This is a genomic window from Bacillota bacterium, assembly GCA_023511835.1.
Taxonomy (GTDB): Bacteria; Bacillota; Sulfobacillia; order JAIMAT01; family JAIMAT01; genus JAIMAT01.
This window is the reverse complement of sequence record JAIMAT010000045.1, coordinates 1-16,916: the sequence shown is the minus strand read 5'-3', so window position 1 is coordinate 16,916 and position 16,916 is coordinate 1. Positions and strand designations below refer to the sequence as shown.

The following is a 16,916-nucleotide window of genomic DNA, read 5'->3' as shown; positions in this document are numbered from 1 at the left end:
GGCGCGAGGCGGCCGCCGCCCTCCGGGAGGGCGGGGCATGAAGATCCGCCTCGGCACCCGCGGCTCGCGCCTGGCCCTCTCCCAGGCGGCCTCGGTGCGGCAGGCGCTGCTGGCCTTCCTGCCCGAGGAGGTGGAGGTGGCGCTGGTCCCCATCGTCACCCGCGGGGACCGCCGCCAGGACGTCTCCCTGGCCCGCCTGCGCGGCCGCGGCGTCTTCGTCAAGGAAGTGGAGCAGGCGCTGCTGGAGGACCGCGTGCAGATGGCCGTGCACAGCGCCAAGGACCTGACCTCCGCGCTCCCCGCCGGCCTGCGCCTCGCCGCCTTCCCGCCCCGGCAGGACCCCCGCGACGTCCTCCTCACGCCCCGGGACCGGCCGCCGGCCAGCCTCGCCTCCCTGCCCCGGGGCGCGCGCGTGGCCACCGGCAGCATCCGCCGCCAGGCCCAGATCCGCCACCTGCGCCCCGACCTGGAGCTGGTCGACCTGCGCGGGAACGTGGAGAGCCGCCTGCGCCGCCTCGACGCGGGCGAGTTCGACGCCCTGGTGCTGGCCGCGGCGGGTCTTGCCCGCCTGGGCGTGGCCGACCGCGCCTGGACGCTCCTGGAGCCGGAGGAGCTGCTCCCCGCCGTCGGCCAGGGGGCGCTGGCCGTGGAGGTGCGCGACGAGTCCGGCCCGGTGGCGGAGTGGGCCGGGCGCCTGGACGACCCGGAGACGGCGCTGCGCGTGGGCGTCGAACGCGAGTTCCTGGCCGCCTTTGGCGGCGGTTGCGAGGTGCCGCTGGCGGCGCTGGCGCAGCTCTCGCCGGACGGGGCGACGGTGCGCCTGGTCGCCCGCGCCCTGGACCCGGCCGGGCGGAGGATGCTCGAGGCGCGCGGCGAGGCGCGGCGCGAGGCGGCGGCGGGACTGGGCCGGCGCGTGGCCGAGGAGCTGATCGCCGAGGGCGCGCTGGAGCTGGTGGGCCGCGGTGGCGGGCGGGGATGAGCGCCGCCGCCCGCTGGCGGGACGGCGGGTGGCGGCGGTGGGCCTGGGGGACGACCGCCGCCTGGCGCGACTGCTGGAGGAGCGCGGGGCGGAGCCGGTCTGGCTGCCGCTCCTCCGCGTCGAGCTGGCGCCGCCCGGGGCGGCGGAGGAGCTGGCGCGGGCGCTGGCCGCGCTGGAGCAGGGCGACTGGCTCGCCCTGACCAGCGCGCGGGCGGTGGAGGCGCTGGGCCGCCTGCAGCCGGCCGCCGGGGCGGCGTCCGGCGGCGGGCGCCCGGCGGGCCCGACGCTGCGGGAGCTGCGGGTGGCCGCGGTGGGCGAGGCGACGGCGCGAGCGGCGGCCGAGGCGGGGCTTCGAGTAGCGCTTGCCGGGACGGAGGGCGACCTGGCGCTGGCGGAGGCGCTGGCCAGGAGGGGCGCCCGGCGCGTCCTCCTGCCCCGCTCCGAGGCGGCGGGCGACGCCTTCCCGGAGAGGCTGCGGCAGCTGGGCGTGGAGGCGCTGCCGGTGACCGTCTACCGCAACCGCCTCGATCGCGGCGCGCTGCCGCAGGCGGCGGAGCTCCTGCGTCTCCGCCGGCCGGAGGCGGCGCTCCTCACCAGCTCCTCCACCGCCCGCGCGCTGGCCGAGGCGGCGCGTCTGGCCGGCGTGGAGGCCCCGCCTGCGGGCGCCATCGGCGAGTCGACGCGCCGCGCGGCCGAGGCCGAGGGGCTGCGCGTCGCCTTCGTGGCGCCCCGGCCGGCCTTGGCGGAGCTGGTCGAGGCGCTGGAGGCCTTCCTGGCCGGGCGCGGACCCTGAGCCTCCGGGGTGGCCGTCCGGGCAGGGGCGGCGAAGAGGCGAGTCCGAGGGGGTAGAGCTCATGGCGACGAGCGAGACGGGCCGCGGCGCGGCCTTTCCGGCGGTGCGCATGCGCAGGCTGCGCGAGAACGCGGCCATCCGCGAGATGGTCCGGGAGACGCGCCTTTCGCCGCGCGAGCTGATCCAGCCCTTCTTCGTGCGCGAGGGGCGCGGCGAGCGCGAGCCGGTGCCGGCCATGCCGGGCGTGGAGCGGCTGAGCATCGACCAGCTGCTCGTGGAGGCGCGGCGCACCTACCGGGCGGGCGTGCCCGCCGTCCTCCTGTTCGGCATCCCGGACAGCAAGGACGAGGCGGGCTCCCAGGCCTACGCCCGCGACGGCATCGTGCAGCGGGCGGTGCGCGAGCTGAAGTCGGCGCTGCCCGAGCTGGTGGTCATCACCGACGTCTGCCTCTGCGAGTACACCTCGCACGGCCACTGCGGCCTGATCATCGACGGCCGCGTGGCCAACGACCCGACGCTGGAGCTGCTGGCGGAGACGGCCGTCTCCCACGCCGAGGCCGGGGCGGACGTGGTCGCCCCGTCGGACATGATGGACGGGCGCATCGCCGCCGTCCGCCACGGGCTGGACGAGGCGGGCTTCACCGAGACGCTGGTCCTCTCCTACGCGGCCAAGTTTGCCAGCACCTTCTACGGTCCGTTCCGCGAGGCGGCGGGCTCGGCGCCCGCCTTCGGCGACCGGCGCAGCTACCAGATGGACCCGGCCGACGGCGACCAGGCGCTGCGGGAGGTGGAGCTGGACGTCCAGGAAGGGGCGGACATGATCATGGTCAAGCCGGCGCTCCCCTACCTCGACGTCATCCGGCGCGTGCGCGAACGCTTCCTCCTCCCGCTGGCCGCCTACCAGGTCTCGGGCGAGTACGCCATGATCCGCTTCGCCGCCCAGCACGGCGCCCTGGACGAGGAGGCGGCCGCCCTGGAGTCGCTGACCGCCATCAAGCGCGCCGGCGCGCAGATGATCATCACGTACTTCGCCACCCGGGTCGCCGAGCGACTCGCGGGTTGAAGCATCCGGGGCGGCCGCCCACCTCCGCTGCCCCGGATGCGAGAAAGAGGAGGAGTGACGCGAAGTCGACCTGTATCATGGAGGTGACGCGCCGGTCAAATCCGGATCGGGGAGAGGGGAAGCGCCGCCATGGTCGTCCACCGCGAGGCCAAACCGGAGGAGCCGCGCGCGGGGGAGGGCGGCGGCGGGGGGGAGCTCCGCAAGCCGCGCTTCCTGACGCGCTCGGAGATGGAGGTGCCGGCTTTCGTCCGGCCGGAGGAGCTGGAGGCGGAAGGCTTCGAGTACGCCCGCGACCTGGGCGATCCGGGCGAGTACCCGTTCACGCGGGGCGTCCATCGCACCATGTACCGGGGCCGCCTCTGGACCATGCGCCAGTTCGCCGGCTTCGGCGACGCGGAGGCGACCAACCGCCGCTTCCACTACCTCCTGGAGCAGGGGCAGACGGGGTTGAGCGTCGCCTTCGACTTCCCCACGCTGCTGGGCTACGACTCGGACGCGCCCGTGGCCGAGGGCGAGGTGGGCCGCATGGGCGTGGCCGTGGACACGCTCGCCGACATGGAGCGGCTCTTCGCGGGCATCCCGCTCGACCGCGTCTCCACCTCCATGACCATCAACGGGCCGGCCATGATCCTCTTCGCCATGTACCTGGCGCTGGCCAGGCAGCGGGGCGTCCCCTTCGACCGCCTGGCCGGCACCATCCAGAACGACATCCTCAAGGAGTACACGGCCCAGAAGACTTACATCTTCCCCATCCGGCCCTCGCTCAAGATCATCACCGACATCCTCGCCTTCTGCGCCGACCAGGTGCCGCGCTGGAACACCATCTCCATCTCCGGCTACCACATCCGCGAGGCGGGCGCCACGGCCGTCCAGGAGCTGGCCTTCACCCTGGCCGACGGCTTCACCTATGTGGAAGAAGGGATCAAGGCCGGCCTGGACGTCGACCGCTTCGCGCCCCGCCTCTCCTTCTTCTGGGACATCCACCTCAACTTCTTCGAGGAGATCGCCAAGATCCGCGCCGCGCGCCGCATCTGGGCGCGGGAGATGCGCGAGCGCTACGGCGCTCGCGACCCCCGCTCCTGGAGGATGCGCTTCCACAGCCAGACGGCGGGCGTCTCGCTGACCGCCCAGCAGCCCGAGGTGAACATCGTCCGCACCGCCTTCGAGGCGCTGGCGGCCGTGCTGGCCGGCACGCAGTCGCTCCACACCAACTCCTTCGACGAGGCGCTGGCGCTGCCCACCGAGGAGGCGGTGCGGCTGGCGCTCCGGACGCAGCAGGTGATCGCCGAGGAGATCGGCGTGGCGGACACGGTCGACCCGCTGGCCGGCTCCTACTACCTGGAGTGGCTGACGAAGCGCATGGAGCGGGCGGCCTACGACTACTTCCGGCGGATCGAGGCGCTGGGCGGCGTGGTCGCCGGCATCGAGAAGGGCTTCTTCCAGCGCGAGATCGCCGACGCCGCCTATCGTCAGCAGCTGCGCCAGCAGTCGGGCGAGGAGGTCGTCATCGGCGTCAACCGATACGTCCTCGAGGAGGAGCAGCCGCCTCGCATCCTCCGCATCGACCCGGCCGTGGAGCGCGAGCAGGTGGAGCGGCTGCGCCGCGTCCGGGCGGAGCGGGACCCGCGGGCCGTGGCCGAGGCGCTGGAGCGGCTGGAGCGGACGGCGCGCGAGGGCGGCAACATCATGCCCCCCCTGGTGGAGGCGGCCTCGGTCTACGCCAGCGAAGGCGAGATGGCCGACGCGCTGCGGCGCGTCTACGGCGTCTACCGGGAGGAGCCCGTCTTCTGAGAGCCCGGCCGCGGCGGGGCAGGACCGCGGCCGGCGGAACGCGAGGGCGCGGCGCGGGGGGACGGGCGCCGCGCCGGGGAGGTCGATGCGGCAGATGAGCCGACCGTTGCGGGTGCTTGTGGCCAAGCCCGGCCTGGACCGCCACGACCGCGGCGCCAAGGTGATCGCCCGGGCGCTGCGCGATGCGGGGATGGAAGTGATCTACACCGGCCTGCACCAGAGCCCGGCCGAGATCGTCGCCGCCGCCGTCCAGGAGGACGTCGACCTGGTCGGCCTCAGCATCCTCTCCGGAGCGCACATGACGCTGGTGCCGCGGGTGCTCCAGGGCCTGCGCGAGGCCGGCGCGGGCGACATCCCGGTGGTGGTGGGCGGCATCATCCCGCCCGAGGACGCCGAGGAGCTGAAGAAGGCCGGGGTGCTGGAAGTCTTCGGCCCGGGGAGCTCCACCGAGGAGATCGTCGACTTCGTGCGCCGGGAGATCGGCGGCCGGGTGGAGAGCCTTGGCTAGCGCCGGGACCGAGCCGGCCCGGAGCGCGGCGGAGGCCTGGGCCGAGCGGCTCCTGGCCGGCGAGAAGCGTGCCCTGGCCCGCCTGATCACCCGCATCGAGGCGCGGGACCCGGCGGCCAACGATGTGCTCCGCTTCCTCCACCCCCGCGCCGGCAGGGCGCACGTGGTCGGCGTCAGCGGCGCCGCCGGGGCCGGCAAGAGCACCCTGATCGCGGCGCTGGCCCGCGAGCTGCGGCGGCGTCAGCGGAGCGTGGCGGTGCTGGCTGTCGACCCCTCCAGCCCGCTCACCGGCGGCGCGCTCCTGGGCGACCGCATCCGCCTGGGCGACCTATCCACGGACGGCGGCCTCTTTTTCCGCAGCTTCGCCAGCCGCGGCCACCTGGGCGGGCTCAGCCGGGCCGTGGCGGACGCGGTCCGCGCCGTCGACGCGGCCGGATACGCCACGGTGCTGGTGGAGACCGTGGGCGCAGGCCAGTCGGAGGTGGAGGTGACGGAGCTGGCCCACACCACGCTGGTGGTGCTGGCGCCCAACCTGGGCGACGACGTGCAGGCGGCCAAGGCCGGCCTTCTCGAGGTGGCCGACGTCTTCGCCGTTAACAAAGCCGACCTGCCCGGGGCGCTCGAGACGGCGGCCGAGATCCGCGCCATGCTGGCCATGGGGCCCGAGCGGGCCTGGACGCCGCCGGTGGTGGAGCTCTCGGCGCGCACGGGCGAGGGCGTCGAGGCGCTGCTGGAGGCGCTGGAGCGGCACCGGGAGCACCTGCGCGCCAGCGGGCGCTGGGACGAGAAGCGGCTCCGCTCCGCCGCCCACCTGCTGCGCGACCTGCTGGGGGAGGCGCTGCTCCGCTCGGCGCTGGAGCGCCTGGAGGCCGAGGGGGAGTGGGAGGGCTGCGTGGAGCGCGTGGCGCAGCGGCAGCGGGACCCGTATACGCTGAGCGAGGAGCTGGCCCGTCGCCTCCTGGCCGGTGCGACAGGCCGGCCGGGGGAGGGGGATGGGGCGCGTGGACTTTGAACTGGACGAGGTGGCGCGCGAACTCCGGCAGGCCGCGCGGGAGCTGGCCCAGCGCCGGCTGGCGCCGCGCGCGGCGGCGCTGGACGAGGAGGAGCGCTTTCCCTGGGAGAACGTGGAAGCGCTGGGCGAGGCGGGCTTCCTCGGCATGATGGTGGCGCCGGAGTACGGCGGCGCCGGCGCCTCGACGCTGGAGCACGCGCTGGTGGTGGAGGAGGTGGCGCGCGCCGACGCCTCGGCGGCCGTCCTGCTGGAGGTGCACAACGCGCTGGCCTGCGGCATCCTGGAGCGGTTCGGCGACGCCCAGCTGAAGCAAGCCTGGCTGCCGCGCATGGTGGGAAGAGGGCTCTTGGGCGCCTACGCCCTGACCGAGCCGCAGGCCGGCTCGGATGCCGCCGCCATCCGCACGCGCGCCCTCCGCCGGGGCGACCGCTACCGGCTGGAGGGAATGAAGACCTTCATCACCGGCGCCGGCTTCGCCGACCTGTACGTCGTCTTCGCCGTCACCGACCCGGAGGCGGGCAAGCACGGGATCAGCGCCTTCCTCGTGCCGCGGGAGAGCCCCGGGCTGGCCTTCGGCAAGCCCATGAAGAAGATGGGTATCCGCGCCGCCCTGACGGCCGAGCTCTACCTGGACGGGGTGGAGGTGCCGGCCGAGTGGCGGATCGGGCGCGAGGGCGAGGGCTACAAGATGGCGCTGGCCTGCCTGGACGCGGGGCGGGTGGGCATCGCCGCCCAGGCGCTGGGCATCGCCGAGGCGGCGCTGGAGGCGGCGCGCGCCTATGCCCTGGAGCGCGAGCAGTTCGGGCAGCCCATCGCCGCCTTCCAGGGCATCCAGTGGAAGCTGGCGGAGCTGGCGACGGAGGTGGAGGCGGCCCGCCTGCTCACCTACCGCGCGGCCTGGCTGGCCGACCGGCCCGGCCGGCACTCGGCGGCCATCGCCCAGGCCAAGCTCTTCGCCTCGCGCGTGGCGGTGGCGGCGGCGCTGGAGGCGATCCAGATCCACGGCGGCAGCGGCTACGTGCGCGAGACAGGCGTGGAGCGCCTCCTGCGCGATGCCAAGATCACCGAGATCTACGAGGGGACCTCCGAGATCCAGCGCCTGGTCATCGCCCGCGAGCTCCTCAGCCGCAGCCGCGTGCGGGCCGAGGCGGCCGCCTCAGCCCAGCCCGAAGGTGCGGACCAGCGCCAGGCCCACCCAGAAGAGCCCGGCGCCGCCCAGGCTTCCCAGAAGCGCGCGTGACGTCCCGTGCTCGTGCGCCGCCGGGAGCATCTCCGTGGCGCCGAGGTAGAGGATGGAGCCCGCGGCCAGGGCGATGACCGAATCGAGGAGCTCCGGCTTCAGGTTGCCGGCCAGCCAGACGGTCAGGCCGCCGGCCAGCGTGGAGAGCGCCAGCGCCAGCCCGCTCCAGACCGCCGCCCGGCGCCCCCGCTCGCCCGGTTCCGCCGCCTGCATCACCGAGCCCAGCGCGAAGCCGGCGGGGAGCTTGTGGACGGAGAGCGCCAGAAAGAGCAGGATCCCCGTGGCGATCCCCCCGGCGAAGCCGGCCACCACGGCGACGCCGTCGAAGAAGGCGTGGAGGGTGAGGCCGGCGGCGGCGGCCAGGCCGCCCGAGCGCGTGATGGCCTGCTCCGGCTGGCGCGCCGGCGCGAGGAGCGTGTGCTCGTGCGGCGGCTCGCCGCCGCCCTCCCCGGGCGCCGCTCCGGGCGCGTGGGCGTGGACGTCGAAAAGGTGCTCGCTGACGTAGAGGATCAGGTAGCCGGCGAAGGCCCAGGCCAGGTTGCCGCCCTTGGCCGCCTCCGGCAAGAGGTCGAGAAAGACCGCCGCCAGGAGGAAGCCTGCGCTGACCGCCACCAGGAGGCGCAACCCGCCCCGCGCCCTCGCACCCAGCCAGGCGGAGAGCCAGCCCCCCGCCAGGTTCATCAGGCCGGCCAGCGCGGCCAGGAGCGTCCCCACCGCCTCCGCGGGCATGCGCATCCTCCTCCTGTCTCCGATCGGGCGGGCGGTCAACCCCGTTGGGCGACCCCGTTGCCCGCCCCGCACTGAGACATTGTATCATAGCGGCGCAACGCCTGGCCGTACGGCGGCGCGCAGCCGGTGGCCGGGAGCCGCCGCGGGCGGGCGACGCTCAGCGCCCGCCGCCGGGCGGTTCCAGCGCCAGCGCCGTCACCAGGGGAACCTCGGCCGCCGGCCGGTCGCCGACCCAGACCACCGCCTCGCCCACCACCTCGCCCGCGGCCAGGCGGGGAGGCCAGGCGGCGGGCAGCAGGCGCTGGACGCGGATGCGGCCCTCCTCGCCGGGCAGGACGGGCAGGAGGAAGGGTTGCGGCGAGGCGGCGGTGAGGAGGACGCTCCGCCCGTCGCCGGTGGGCAGGCGGTAGGGCCGCGCCAGCGCGGGGACGGGGACGCGGCGGAAGCGGCTCCAGCCCCACTCCAGCAGCCGCAGCGTGTCCTCGTACTGGCCGTAGAAGTTGTCGCGCAGGAGCACCACCGCCAGCTGCCAGCCGTCGCGGGTGGCGGAGCCGACGAAGGTGTTGCCGGCGGCCCGCGTGTAGCCCGTCTTCACCCCGTCCAGCGGCCGCCCGAGCAGCCGGTTGTGGTTGAGAAAGAGGTGGACGGAGCCGTCCGGCCAGCGGACGCGCCAGACCGGCGTGGAGACGATCTGGCGCAGGGTGGGGTCCAGGAGCGCCGCCCGGGTGATGAGCGCCATGTCCACCGCGGTGGTGACGTGACGCGCGTCGGGCAGCCCGCTGGCGTTGGTGAAGCGGGTGTGACGGGCGCCCAGACGGGCCGCCTCGGCGTTCATCAGCTGGGCGAAGTGGCTCTCGCTTCCCGCCACCGCCTCGGCGATGGCGCGGGCGGCGTCGTTGCCCGACTCCAGCAGGAGCCCGTACAGGAGGTCGCGCAGCGGCAGGCGCATGCCGGGGCGCAGGTAGATGCTGGAGCCCTCCGCGCGCGCGGCCCAGGGGCTGACCTCCACCGGCGTGGACAGGTCGAGCTTGTGCACGGCCACCAGAGCCGTAAGAATCTTGGTGATGCTGGCCGGGTAGCCGGGCAGCTGGCCGTTCTTGGCGTAGAGAAGGCGGCCGCTGGCCACGTCGATGAGGGCGGCCGAGCCCGCCTGCAGCTCCGGCGCCGGCGCGGGTCCGGCAGCCGGCGCCTGCGCGTGCGCCGGCGCCGCGGCGCCCAGGACGAGCGCCAGCCCCAGGAGGAAGTGCTCCCAGCTCCGTGGTCGCCGGGGACGGCCCCGGCGGGCGACGTGACAGCGGCCGATCACGGGCAGTAGGCTGGCTGGCGGCAGCGAGGCGTATACGGGAGGCGAGGCCAGTGCGCGTCGAGCGTTCCGCGGGCGGGGTCGTCTTCCGCCCGGAGGGCGAGACGCCGAGCATCCTGATGGTGCTGGACCGGTTCGGCCGCTGGAGCTTTCCCAAGGGCCACGTGGAACCGGGCGAGAGCGACGAGGAGGCGGCGCTGCGCGAGATCGAGGAGGAGACGGGCGTGAGCGGGCGCGTGGTAGGCGACCTGGCGGTGACGCGCCACCGCTTCCTGGCGGCCGACCGGGAAGAGGTGGAGAAGGAGGTCCACTACTTCCTGGTGGAGGCGACGGGCGGCGAAGCGCGTCCGCTGGAGGGCGAGACGCGCCGGGTGGGCTGGTTCCGTCCCGAGGAGTGCGCGCGGCTGGACCAGTACCCCAACAACCGCCGCGTGCTGGAGGCCGCGCTGGAGGCGCTCGGCGGGGGCGGGCGGCGGTGAGCGCCCCCCGCGAGGTGGAGGTGGTCACGCGCCGCGAGGAGCTGGAGGCAGGGCGGCTTGGGGGGCGGGCGGCGGTGGTCATCGACACCCTGCGCGCCACCACCACCATCGCCGCCGCGCTGGCGGCCGGCGCGGCCTGGGTGCTGCCCGTCGACTCCGAGGAAGAGGCGTGGAGCCGGGCCGCCGGCCTCCGCGACCCCTCGGGCGGGCGGCCGCTCCTGGCCGGCGAGCGCGACCGGCTGCGCATCCCCGGTTTCGACTTGGGCAATTCGCCGGCCGAGTTCACGCCGGAGAGGGTGGGCGGCCGCGGCATCCTTCTCTGCACCACCAACGGCTCACGGGCGCTCCACGCCGCCGCCCCCCACGCGGAGCGGCTCTACTGCGCGGCGCTGGTCAACGCCGGCGCCGTCGCCGCCGAACTGCGCCGGGCCGAGGCGGAGCGTCTCACCCTGATCTGCTCCGGCTCGGGCGGCTTCTTTTCGGTGGAGGACTTTCTCACCGCCGGCTGCCTGATCGACCGCCTGCTGTCGGAGGGAGGCGCGGAGGAGGCGGGGGTGCGACTGGACGACGCGGCCCGGGCGGCGTGGCTCGCCTGGCAGGCGGGCCGCCACCGGCTGCGCGAGACGGTCGAGCCCGGACGGGCGGCGCGGGCGCTGGCGCGGGCGGGGCTGGAGGCGGACGTGGAGGAGGCGCTCCGCCTGGACGCGCTGGACGTGGTGCCGCGGATGGTGGAGGGGCGGATCGTGGCCGGCGCGACGGCCCCGGCCGGGCGGCCGTGAACGGAGCCGGGACGAGAGGCCGCCGCTCCGGTCCCCCGGGCGGCGGCGGGCATAAACATAAAAGATGGTCGGGATGGCGAGATTCGAACTCGCGACCTCCGCGTCCCGAACGCGGCGCCCTGCCAAACTGGGCCACATCCCGGCGGCGTTTCGCATTCTAAGGCGCCGCGCCCGCCGCTGTCAAACCGGCCAGCGCCGCCGGGGCGGGCGCGGGCGGCCCGGGAGGCCGAAAGAGGGGACGATGACGAAGGGTGACGGCGCGGGTCTCCGCTTCGCGTTCGCCTGGCGGACCGTGGCAGCGGCCGAACGGCTGGCGCGCCTCTCCGGCCGTGGCGGCTCCAGCCTGCCCGGCCTCCTGGGAGGGCGCCTGGACCCGCGCCTCCTGGAACACCTGGCGGGCGATCTTCAGCAGGGGAGCGCGGTGGTCACCGGTACCAACGGCAAAACGACCACGGCCACGCTCCTGGCCGGCGTGGGCCGGCGGGCCGGCCTGCGCCTGGCGCACAACGCCGCCGGCGCCAACCTGGTGAGCGGCCTCATCACCAGCCTGGCGGTCCAGCGCGCGCAGGGCGCGCGGCAGTTCGCGGTGCTGGAGGTGGACGAGGCGACCGTGGCGCGGGCGCTGCCGGCGCTCCGGCCCCGGCTCCTGGTGGTGACCAACTTCTTCCGCGACCAGCTGGACCGTTATGGCGAGCTGATGGGGGTGGTGGAGCGGGTCGCCCGAGGGATCGAGGCCTCGCCGGAGACGGAGCTCCTGCTCAACGCCGACGATCCCCACGTCGCCTCGCTGGCGCGGCCCGACCGGAGGGTCCGCTTCTTCGGCCTGCGGCCGCCGGCGGGGTGGGCGCCCCGCCGGCCCGCCGGCGACGCGGTCCTCTGCCCGCGCTGCGGCCGGCCGCTCCTCTACCGGAGCGTCACCTTCGCCCACCTGGGCGACTGGGCCTGCCCGGCCTGCGGCTTTCGCCGGCCGGTGCCGGAGTGGGAGGCGGAGCCGGTGCGGAGCGGGCGCGAGAGCGCCCTCCGCCTGCGCGAGGGGGCGGGCGAACTGGCCAGCCTGGTCCGCTTCCAGCTGCCCGGCCTCTACAACGCCTACAACGCGGTCGCCGCCGCCGCCGCGGCGCGCGCCCTGGGCTGGCCGGCCGAGGCGGTGACGCGCGAGCTGGCCGAGGCGACGCCGGCCTTCGGGCGCATGGAACGCTTCCTCGCCCGGGGGCACCCGGTCCGTCTGGCCCTGGTCAAGAACCCCGCCGGCTTCGACGCCGTGCTGGAGACGCTGGCCGGCGAGGAGGCGGGAGCGCTGATCCTGGCCATCAACGACCGGGTGGCCGACGGCCGCGACATCTCCTGGCTCTGGGACGTCCGCTTCGAGGACTTCCGGGCACTTCTCGAGGGGAGCGAGCCGCTGGTGGCCTCGGGCCTGCGCGCCGAGGAGATGGCTCTCCGCCTCGCCCTGGCGGGGGTGGGCCGCCGCCGCATCGAGCTGGAGCCCGATCCCGAGCGGGCGCTGGAAAGGGTCCTGGCCCGCCTGCCGGACGGACGCCCGGTCACCCTCTGCCTGACCTACACGGCGCTCCTGGACGTCCACCGCCGGCTCTCCAGGCGCTATGCCCTGCCGGCCTTCTGGGAGAGGGGGGCGCGGCGCGGTGCTTGAACTGCGCATCGCCCACCTCTACCCGCGCGAGCTCAACCTCTATGGGGACCGCGGCAACCTGCTGGCGCTGGCCGACCGCGTCCGCCGTCGCGGCGGCGAGGTGCGGGTGGTGGCCGTCGGACCGGGCGACCCCTTCCGCGCCGGCGAGGTGGACCTGGTCTTCATCGGCGGGGGCCAGGACCGCGAGCAGCGCTGGATCGCCGAGGACCTGCTGCGCCAGAAAGGCCGCGAGCTGGTGGCGGCCGTCCGCGACGGCATGCCGCTCCTGGCCGTCTGTGGCGGCTACCAGCTGCTGGGCCGCTACTACCGGACGCAGACGGGGGAGAAGATCCCGGGCGTCGGCCTCTTCGACGCCTGGACCGAGGCGGGTCGCCAGCGGCTGATCGGCGACGTGGCGGTGGAGACCGACCTCTGGGACGAGGGGCGGCGGACGCTGGTGGGCTTCGAAAACCACGCCGGCCGCACCTGGCTCGGCCCCTCCGTCCGGCCGCTGGGCCGCGTCCTCCGCGGCCACGGCAACAACGGGCGCGACCGCGCGGAGGGCGTACGCTGGTTGAACGCCGTCGGAACCTACCTGCACGGCGCCCTCCTGCCCAAGAACCCCCTCCTGGGGGACTGGTTGATCCTGGCCGCCTGGCGGAGGAAGTACGGCCTCGCGCGGCTGGAGCCGCTGGACGACGGCTGGGAGTGGACGGCGCACCGGGCGGCGCTGCGCCGCCTGGGCCTCGCCGCCGGCTAGGGAGGGCGCCGGCGGAGGCGGGCGTTGCCAGCCGCCGGACGAGTGGGGCATGGTAGTGGAGGGGCTGGGAAGCGGGCAGCAGCACCCGGTCACCGGGGGGAGGGAGCTTCCTTGGCGTTCAAGACGGAACCGTACGACGTGGTCGTCATCGGCGCGGGACCGGCGGGGCTGACCGCCGCCCTCTACGCGGCACGCTCCAACCTCGAGACGCTGGTGCTGGAGAAGGAGGTGCCGGGCGGCCAGATCGCCACCACCAACGACATCGAGAACTACCCCGGCTTCCGTACCGTCAGCGGGCCGGAGCTGGCCGAGACCATGGAGAAGCACGCCCGCGCCTTCGGCGCCCGGATCGAGTTCACGGTGGTCGAGGGGCTGGAGATGGCCGAGGGCGAGCTGAAGCGGATCCGGACCAGCGACGGCGACGTCCTGGCGCGGACCGTCATCATCGCCTCCGGCTCCGAGCCGCGCAAGCTGGGCGTGCCCGGCGAGGACCGCCTGCGCGGGCGCGGCGTCTCCTACTGCGCCACCTGCGACGGCGCCTTCTTCCAGGACAAGGTCTGCGTCGTCGTCGGCGGCGGCGACTCGGCGCTCCAGGAAGGCAACTACCTGACCCGCTTCGCCTCCAGGGTGATCGTCGTCCACCGGCGCGACCGGCTGCGGGCCAGCGAGGCCCAGCAGGCCAAGGCGCGCGCCAACCCGAAGATGGAGTTCCTGTTCAACCACGTGGTGGAGGAGATCCTCGGCGAGCAGCGCGTCACCGGCGTCCGCGTACGCGACGTCGTCACCGGCGAGCGGCGGGAGATCGCCTGCGACGGCGTCTTCCCCTACGTCGGGCTGAAGCCCAACTCGGACTTCCTGCCGCCGGAGATCGAGCGCGACGAGCTGGGGCGCGTCGTCACCGACGAGCGAATGCGGACCGCCCTGCCCGGCGTCTTCGCCGCCGGCGACATCCGGCCCAAGGAGATCCGGCAGATCACCACGGCCGTGAGCGACGGGACCGTCGCGGCCATGGAGGCCGAGGCCTACCTGGCCACCCGCGCCGTGGCCAGTCGGGGCTGAACCGGGCGGCGGCGGGAGCGGCGGCATGTCCTTGCACGAGCCTTCCGGCGGCGGCGCCCTGCCGCCGCTGATCATCGGTACGGCCGGCCACGTCGACCACGGCAAGAGCACGCTCATCCGCGCGCTGACGGGCACCGACCCCGACCGGTTGCCCGAGGAGAAGCGGCGCGGCCTCACCATCGACCTGGGCTTCGCCCGCCTCGTCCTGCCCAGCGGGCGCGAGGCGGGGATCGTCGACGTGCCCGGCCACGAGCGCTTCGTCAAGAACATGGTGGCCGGCGCCAGCGGCATGGACCTGGTGCTGCTGGTGATCGCGGCGGACGAGGGCGTCATGCCGCAGACCGAGGAGCACCTGGACATCCTCCAGCTTCTCGGCGTCCAGAGGGGCGTTCTGGTGCTGACCAAGGTCGACCTGGTGGAAGCCGACTGGCTGGAGCTGGTGGACGAGGAAGTGCGCGAGGCGGTCCGCGGCACCTTCCTGGAGGGGGCGCCGCTGGTCCACGTCTCCAGCGTCACCGGCGAGGGGCTCGGGGAGCTGCTGGCCACCGTCGACCGGCTGGCGGCGGCGATGCGGCCGCGGCCGGCCGAGGGACCGGCCCGCCTCCCCGTCGACCGCGTCTTTACCGTGGCCGGCTTCGGCACGGTGGTGACGGGCACGCTTCTCTCCGGCAGCATCCGCCTGGAGGAGCGCCTGGAGCTCCTGCCCGCCGGGCGGCCGCTGCGCGTCCGCGGCCTCCAGGTGCACAACCGGCCCGTGGAGCGGGTGGTGGCCGGCCAGCGCGTGGCGCTCAACGCCAACCTGGAGCGCGACCAGGTGGAGCGCGGCGACGTCCTCGCCACCCCGGGCATCTTCCAGGCCGGCCGGGGCTTCTCCGGCTACCTCGAGCTGCTGCCGCGGCTGGAGCGGCCGCTGGCCAGCGGCACGCGCGTCCGCCTCCACGCCGGCACGCGCGAGTGCCTGGGCCGCCTCCTCCTGCTCGACCGCGACGAGCTGGCGCCGGGCGAGCGGGCACCCGTCTACTTCCGCGCCGAGGAGCCGCTAGTGGTGGCGCGCGGCGACCGCTTCGTGGTGCGGAGCTACTCGCCGGCGCGGGCCATCGGCGGCGGCGACGTAGTCGACCCGGTCCGCCGCGTCCGGCGTGGCGACCGGGTCGGCATCGCCCGCCTGGAGCGCCTGGCCGCCGGCGACCGGCGGGAGGCGGTACGGGCCTGCCTGGAGGAGCCGCGTCCCTGGAGCCTGGAGTCGCTGACGCGGGCCGCCGAGGTGGCGCCGGCGGAGCTGGCCGCGCTCCTGGCCGAGATGGAGGCGGCCGGCGAGGCGGCGCAGGCGGCGGAGGGCGTCTGGCTGGGCAGGGCGGGCGAGGAGGCGCTGCTGGGACGGCTCTTGGCGCTCCTGGAGCGCCACCTGGGGGAGTACCCGCTCCGCCGCGGCATGTCGCGCGAGGAGGCCCGCCGGCTTCTCGCGCCCGATCTCCCGCCGCGCGCCTTCGCGCAGCTGCTCGAGCGCTGGGCGGCGGCGGGCCGGCTGGAGACGGAGGAGGAGCGGGTCCGCCCCGCGGGCTGGGAGCCGCGGCTGGAGCCGGCGGCGGCGGCGGCCGTGGCGCGCGTGGAGGAGGCGCTGCGCGAGCGGCCCTTCGACCCCCCCGAGGTGCACGAGATCGAGCTGCCGCGCGGCGCCCCGCCGCTCGCCGAGATCCTGCGCCACCTCCAGGAGGCGGGCCGGATCGAACACGCCGGGCCGCTCTGGTTCCACCGCAGCGCCGTGGAAGAGGCGGCGCGACGGGTGCGCGCGCACTTCCTCGAGCAGCCGCGCCTCACCCTGGCGCAGCTCCGCGATCTGCTGGGCACCTCGCGCAAGTACGCGGTCCCCCTGGCCGAGCGGCTGGACGAGCTGGGCGTCACCCGCCGCGCGGGCGAGGACCGCGTGCCCGGGCCGGCGGCCGGCACGCCGGGCAGGCCTTCCGAATAGGCTGGGACGAGTCTCGGCGAAAGGAGGGCCTGGAGGTGTCCCAGGGCTGGTTCCACGGTCACGACCTGTCGGTGCTCATCGTCATCCTGCTCGTCTACCTGATCGTCGTCGAGAGCTTCGGACACCACGAGTACGGGCGCGAATGAGGGGAGGCCGGCGCCGAAGCGGACGCCGCCGGCAGGTCGGGAAGGAGGGGCGACCATGGACGAGGAAGGCTGGGGCGGCTTCTTTCACGGGCCGCTGATCCGCCTGATCATCCTCCTGAGCATCGTCCCTTCGGCCGCCAGAGCGTGCCGGCTGTCCGCCCGGCGGGGCGCGCCTCAGGCCGCCGGCAGCCAGACCGAGAAGCGCGTGCCGGCCCGCCCCCCGGCCGGCCAGGGGCTCTCCACCCGTACGGTGCCGCCCTGGGCCTCGACGAAGCTGCGCACGATGGCCAGACCCAGCCCGCTGCCGCCCGTCTCCCGGCTGCGCGCCGGATCGCCCCGCCAGAAGCGCTCGAAGACGTGGGGCAGGTCGGCCGGGGCGATGCCCGGGCCCGTGTCGCTGACATGGAGGAGGACGCCGGCGCGCCCCCCCTCGGCCCGCGCCTCGGCGGAGAGGCGGACCTCGCCCCCCGCGGGCGAATGGCGCAGCGCGTTGGCCAGCAGGTTGGAGAGGACCTGCACCAGCCGGTCGCGGTCCGCCCGCAGCGCCAGCTCCGCCGCGGCCTCGCCCCGGAGCCGGACGCCGCGCGAGTCGGCCTCGGCCTGGTAGAGTTCCAGCATGTGGGCGAAGAGCGGCGCCACGGCCACGCGCTCCAGGTGCAGCTCCAGCGCGCGCGCC

Annotated in this window: 16 protein-coding genes and 1 tRNA gene; 13 read left to right on the top strand and 4 right to left on the bottom strand. The window is 75.4% G+C overall.

Annotated elements, in window-relative coordinates; genetic code table 11:
- The first annotated feature begins 37 nt into the window (after positions 1-37).
- From hemC to K6U79_07685, 7 genes are all read left to right on the top strand, one after another.
- Positions 38-979, top strand: coding sequence for a hydroxymethylbilane synthase (gene hemC, locus K6U79_07715; GenBank protein ID MCL6522241.1), 942 nt, complete (start codon positions 38-40; stop codon positions 977-979).
- Positions 963-1,772: a uroporphyrinogen-III synthase gene (locus K6U79_07710; GenBank protein MCL6522240.1), complete on the top strand. Its 810-nt coding sequence runs from the start codon at positions 963-965 to the stop codon at positions 1,770-1,772. Before hemC ends, K6U79_07710 begins: the two co-directional genes overlap by 17 nt.
- 61 nt (positions 1,773-1,833) lie before the next feature.
- A complete protein-coding gene (gene hemB, locus K6U79_07705; GenBank protein ID MCL6522239.1) occupies positions 1,834-2,835 on the top strand; it encodes a porphobilinogen synthase in 1,002 nt (333 codons plus the stop codon).
- Positions 2,836-2,964: 129 nt separating this feature from the next.
- A complete protein-coding gene (locus K6U79_07700) occupies positions 2,965-4,626 on the top strand; it encodes a methylmalonyl-CoA mutase family protein (protein ID MCL6522238.1) in 1,662 nt (553 codons plus the stop codon).
- A 94-nt stretch (positions 4,627-4,720) separates the two neighbouring features.
- Positions 4,721-5,134, top strand: coding sequence for a cobalamin B12-binding domain-containing protein (locus K6U79_07695; protein MCL6522237.1), 414 nt, complete (start codon positions 4,721-4,723; stop codon positions 5,132-5,134).
- On the top strand, positions 5,127-6,146 hold the full coding sequence (gene meaB, locus K6U79_07690; GenBank protein ID MCL6522236.1) for a methylmalonyl Co-A mutase-associated GTPase MeaB: 1,020 nt from the start codon (positions 5,127-5,129) through the stop codon (positions 6,144-6,146). The genes K6U79_07695 and meaB overlap by 8 nt, the downstream gene beginning before the upstream one ends.
- Positions 6,127-7,386, top strand: a complete 1,260-nt coding sequence (locus K6U79_07685; protein MCL6522235.1) for an acyl-CoA dehydrogenase family protein — start codon at positions 6,127-6,129, stop codon at positions 7,384-7,386. Before meaB ends, K6U79_07685 begins: the two co-directional genes overlap by 20 nt.
- Here K6U79_07685 and K6U79_07680 read toward each other — a convergent pair.
- On the bottom strand, positions 7,303-8,121 hold the full coding sequence (locus K6U79_07680) for a ZIP family metal transporter (GenBank protein ID MCL6522234.1): 819 nt from the start codon (positions 8,119-8,121) through the stop codon (positions 7,303-7,305). The two genes, K6U79_07685 and K6U79_07680, sit on opposite strands and share 84 nt — an antisense overlap.
- 151 nt (positions 8,122-8,272) lie before the next feature.
- On the bottom strand, positions 8,273-9,421 hold the full coding sequence (locus tag K6U79_07675; GenBank protein MCL6522233.1) for a D-alanyl-D-alanine carboxypeptidase: 1,149 nt from the start codon (positions 9,419-9,421) through the stop codon (positions 8,273-8,275).
- Positions 9,422-9,435: 14 nt separating this feature from the next.
- On the opposite strand from K6U79_07675, the gene K6U79_07670 reads away from it, so the two are divergent.
- Together K6U79_07670 and K6U79_07665 are read left to right on the top strand one after the other, a co-directional pair.
- A complete protein-coding gene (locus K6U79_07670) occupies positions 9,436-9,897 on the top strand; it encodes an NUDIX hydrolase (protein MCL6522232.1) in 462 nt (153 codons plus the stop codon).
- A complete protein-coding gene (locus tag K6U79_07665; GenBank protein ID MCL6522231.1) occupies positions 9,894-10,676 on the top strand; it encodes a 2-phosphosulfolactate phosphatase in 783 nt (260 codons plus the stop codon). The genes K6U79_07670 and K6U79_07665 overlap by 4 nt, the downstream gene beginning before the upstream one ends.
- A gap of 65 nt (positions 10,677-10,741) precedes the next feature.
- On the opposite strand, the gene K6U79_07660 is transcribed toward K6U79_07665, so the two are convergent.
- Positions 10,742-10,818, bottom strand: a tRNA-Pro gene (locus tag K6U79_07660).
- Between the two features lie 99 nt (positions 10,819-10,917).
- Between K6U79_07660 and K6U79_07655 the strand changes: the two genes are divergently transcribed.
- The 4 genes from K6U79_07655 (at position 10,918) to selB (ending at position 16,094) form a co-directional block, all read left to right on the top strand.
- Positions 10,918-12,327: a MurT ligase domain-containing protein gene (locus tag K6U79_07655; GenBank protein MCL6522230.1), complete on the top strand. Its 1,410-nt coding sequence runs from the start codon at positions 10,918-10,920 to the stop codon at positions 12,325-12,327.
- Entirely contained in the window at positions 12,281-13,066 is a 786-nt protein-coding gene (locus tag K6U79_07650) for a glutamine amidotransferase (protein MCL6522229.1), read from the top strand. The genes K6U79_07655 and K6U79_07650 overlap by 47 nt, the downstream gene beginning before the upstream one ends.
- A gap of 111 nt (positions 13,067-13,177) precedes the next feature.
- On the top strand, positions 13,178-14,125 hold the full coding sequence (gene trxB, locus K6U79_07645) for a thioredoxin-disulfide reductase (GenBank protein MCL6522228.1): 948 nt from the start codon (positions 13,178-13,180) through the stop codon (positions 14,123-14,125).
- A 31-nt stretch (positions 14,126-14,156) separates the two neighbouring features.
- Positions 14,157-16,094 carry a selenocysteine-specific translation elongation factor gene (gene selB / locus K6U79_07640; GenBank protein MCL6522227.1) on the top strand — a complete coding sequence of 646 codons (1,938 nt, stop codon included), beginning with the start codon at positions 14,157-14,159 and terminating at the stop codon, positions 16,092-16,094.
- 320 nt (positions 16,095-16,414) lie between these two features.
- On the opposite strand, the gene K6U79_07635 is transcribed toward selB, so the two are convergent.
- On the bottom strand, positions 16,415-16,916 hold a 502-nt coding region (locus tag K6U79_07635; GenBank protein ID MCL6522226.1), incomplete at its 5' end, for an ATP-binding protein.

Excerpts from the sequence above, each read along its gene's own strand:
- K6U79_07695 (MCL6522237.1), top strand. The coding sequence starts at position 4,721 with ATGAGCCGACCGTTGCGGGTGCTTGTGGCCAAGCCCGGCCTGGACCGC.
- hemC (MCL6522241.1), top strand. The coding sequence starts at position 38 with ATGAAGATCCGCCTCGGCACCCGCGGCTCGCGCCTGGCCCTCTCCCAG.
- K6U79_07685 (MCL6522235.1), top strand. The coding sequence starts at position 6,127 with ATGGGGCGCGTGGACTTTGAACTGGACGAGGTGGCGCGCGAACTCCGG.
- K6U79_07700 (MCL6522238.1), top strand. The coding sequence starts at position 2,965 with ATGGTCGTCCACCGCGAGGCCAAACCGGAGGAGCCGCGCGCGGGGGAG.
- K6U79_07680 (MCL6522234.1), bottom strand. The coding sequence starts at position 8,121 with ATGCGCATGCCCGCGGAGGCGGTGGGGACGCTCCTGGCCGCGCTGGCC.
- K6U79_07650 (MCL6522229.1), top strand. The coding sequence starts at position 12,281 with ATGCCCTGCCGGCCTTCTGGGAGAGGGGGGCGCGGCGCGGTGCTTGAA.
- hemB (MCL6522239.1), top strand. The coding sequence starts at position 1,834 with ATGGCGACGAGCGAGACGGGCCGCGGCGCGGCCTTTCCGGCGGTGCGC.
- K6U79_07655 (MCL6522230.1), top strand. The coding sequence starts at position 10,918 with ATGACGAAGGGTGACGGCGCGGGTCTCCGCTTCGCGTTCGCCTGGCGG.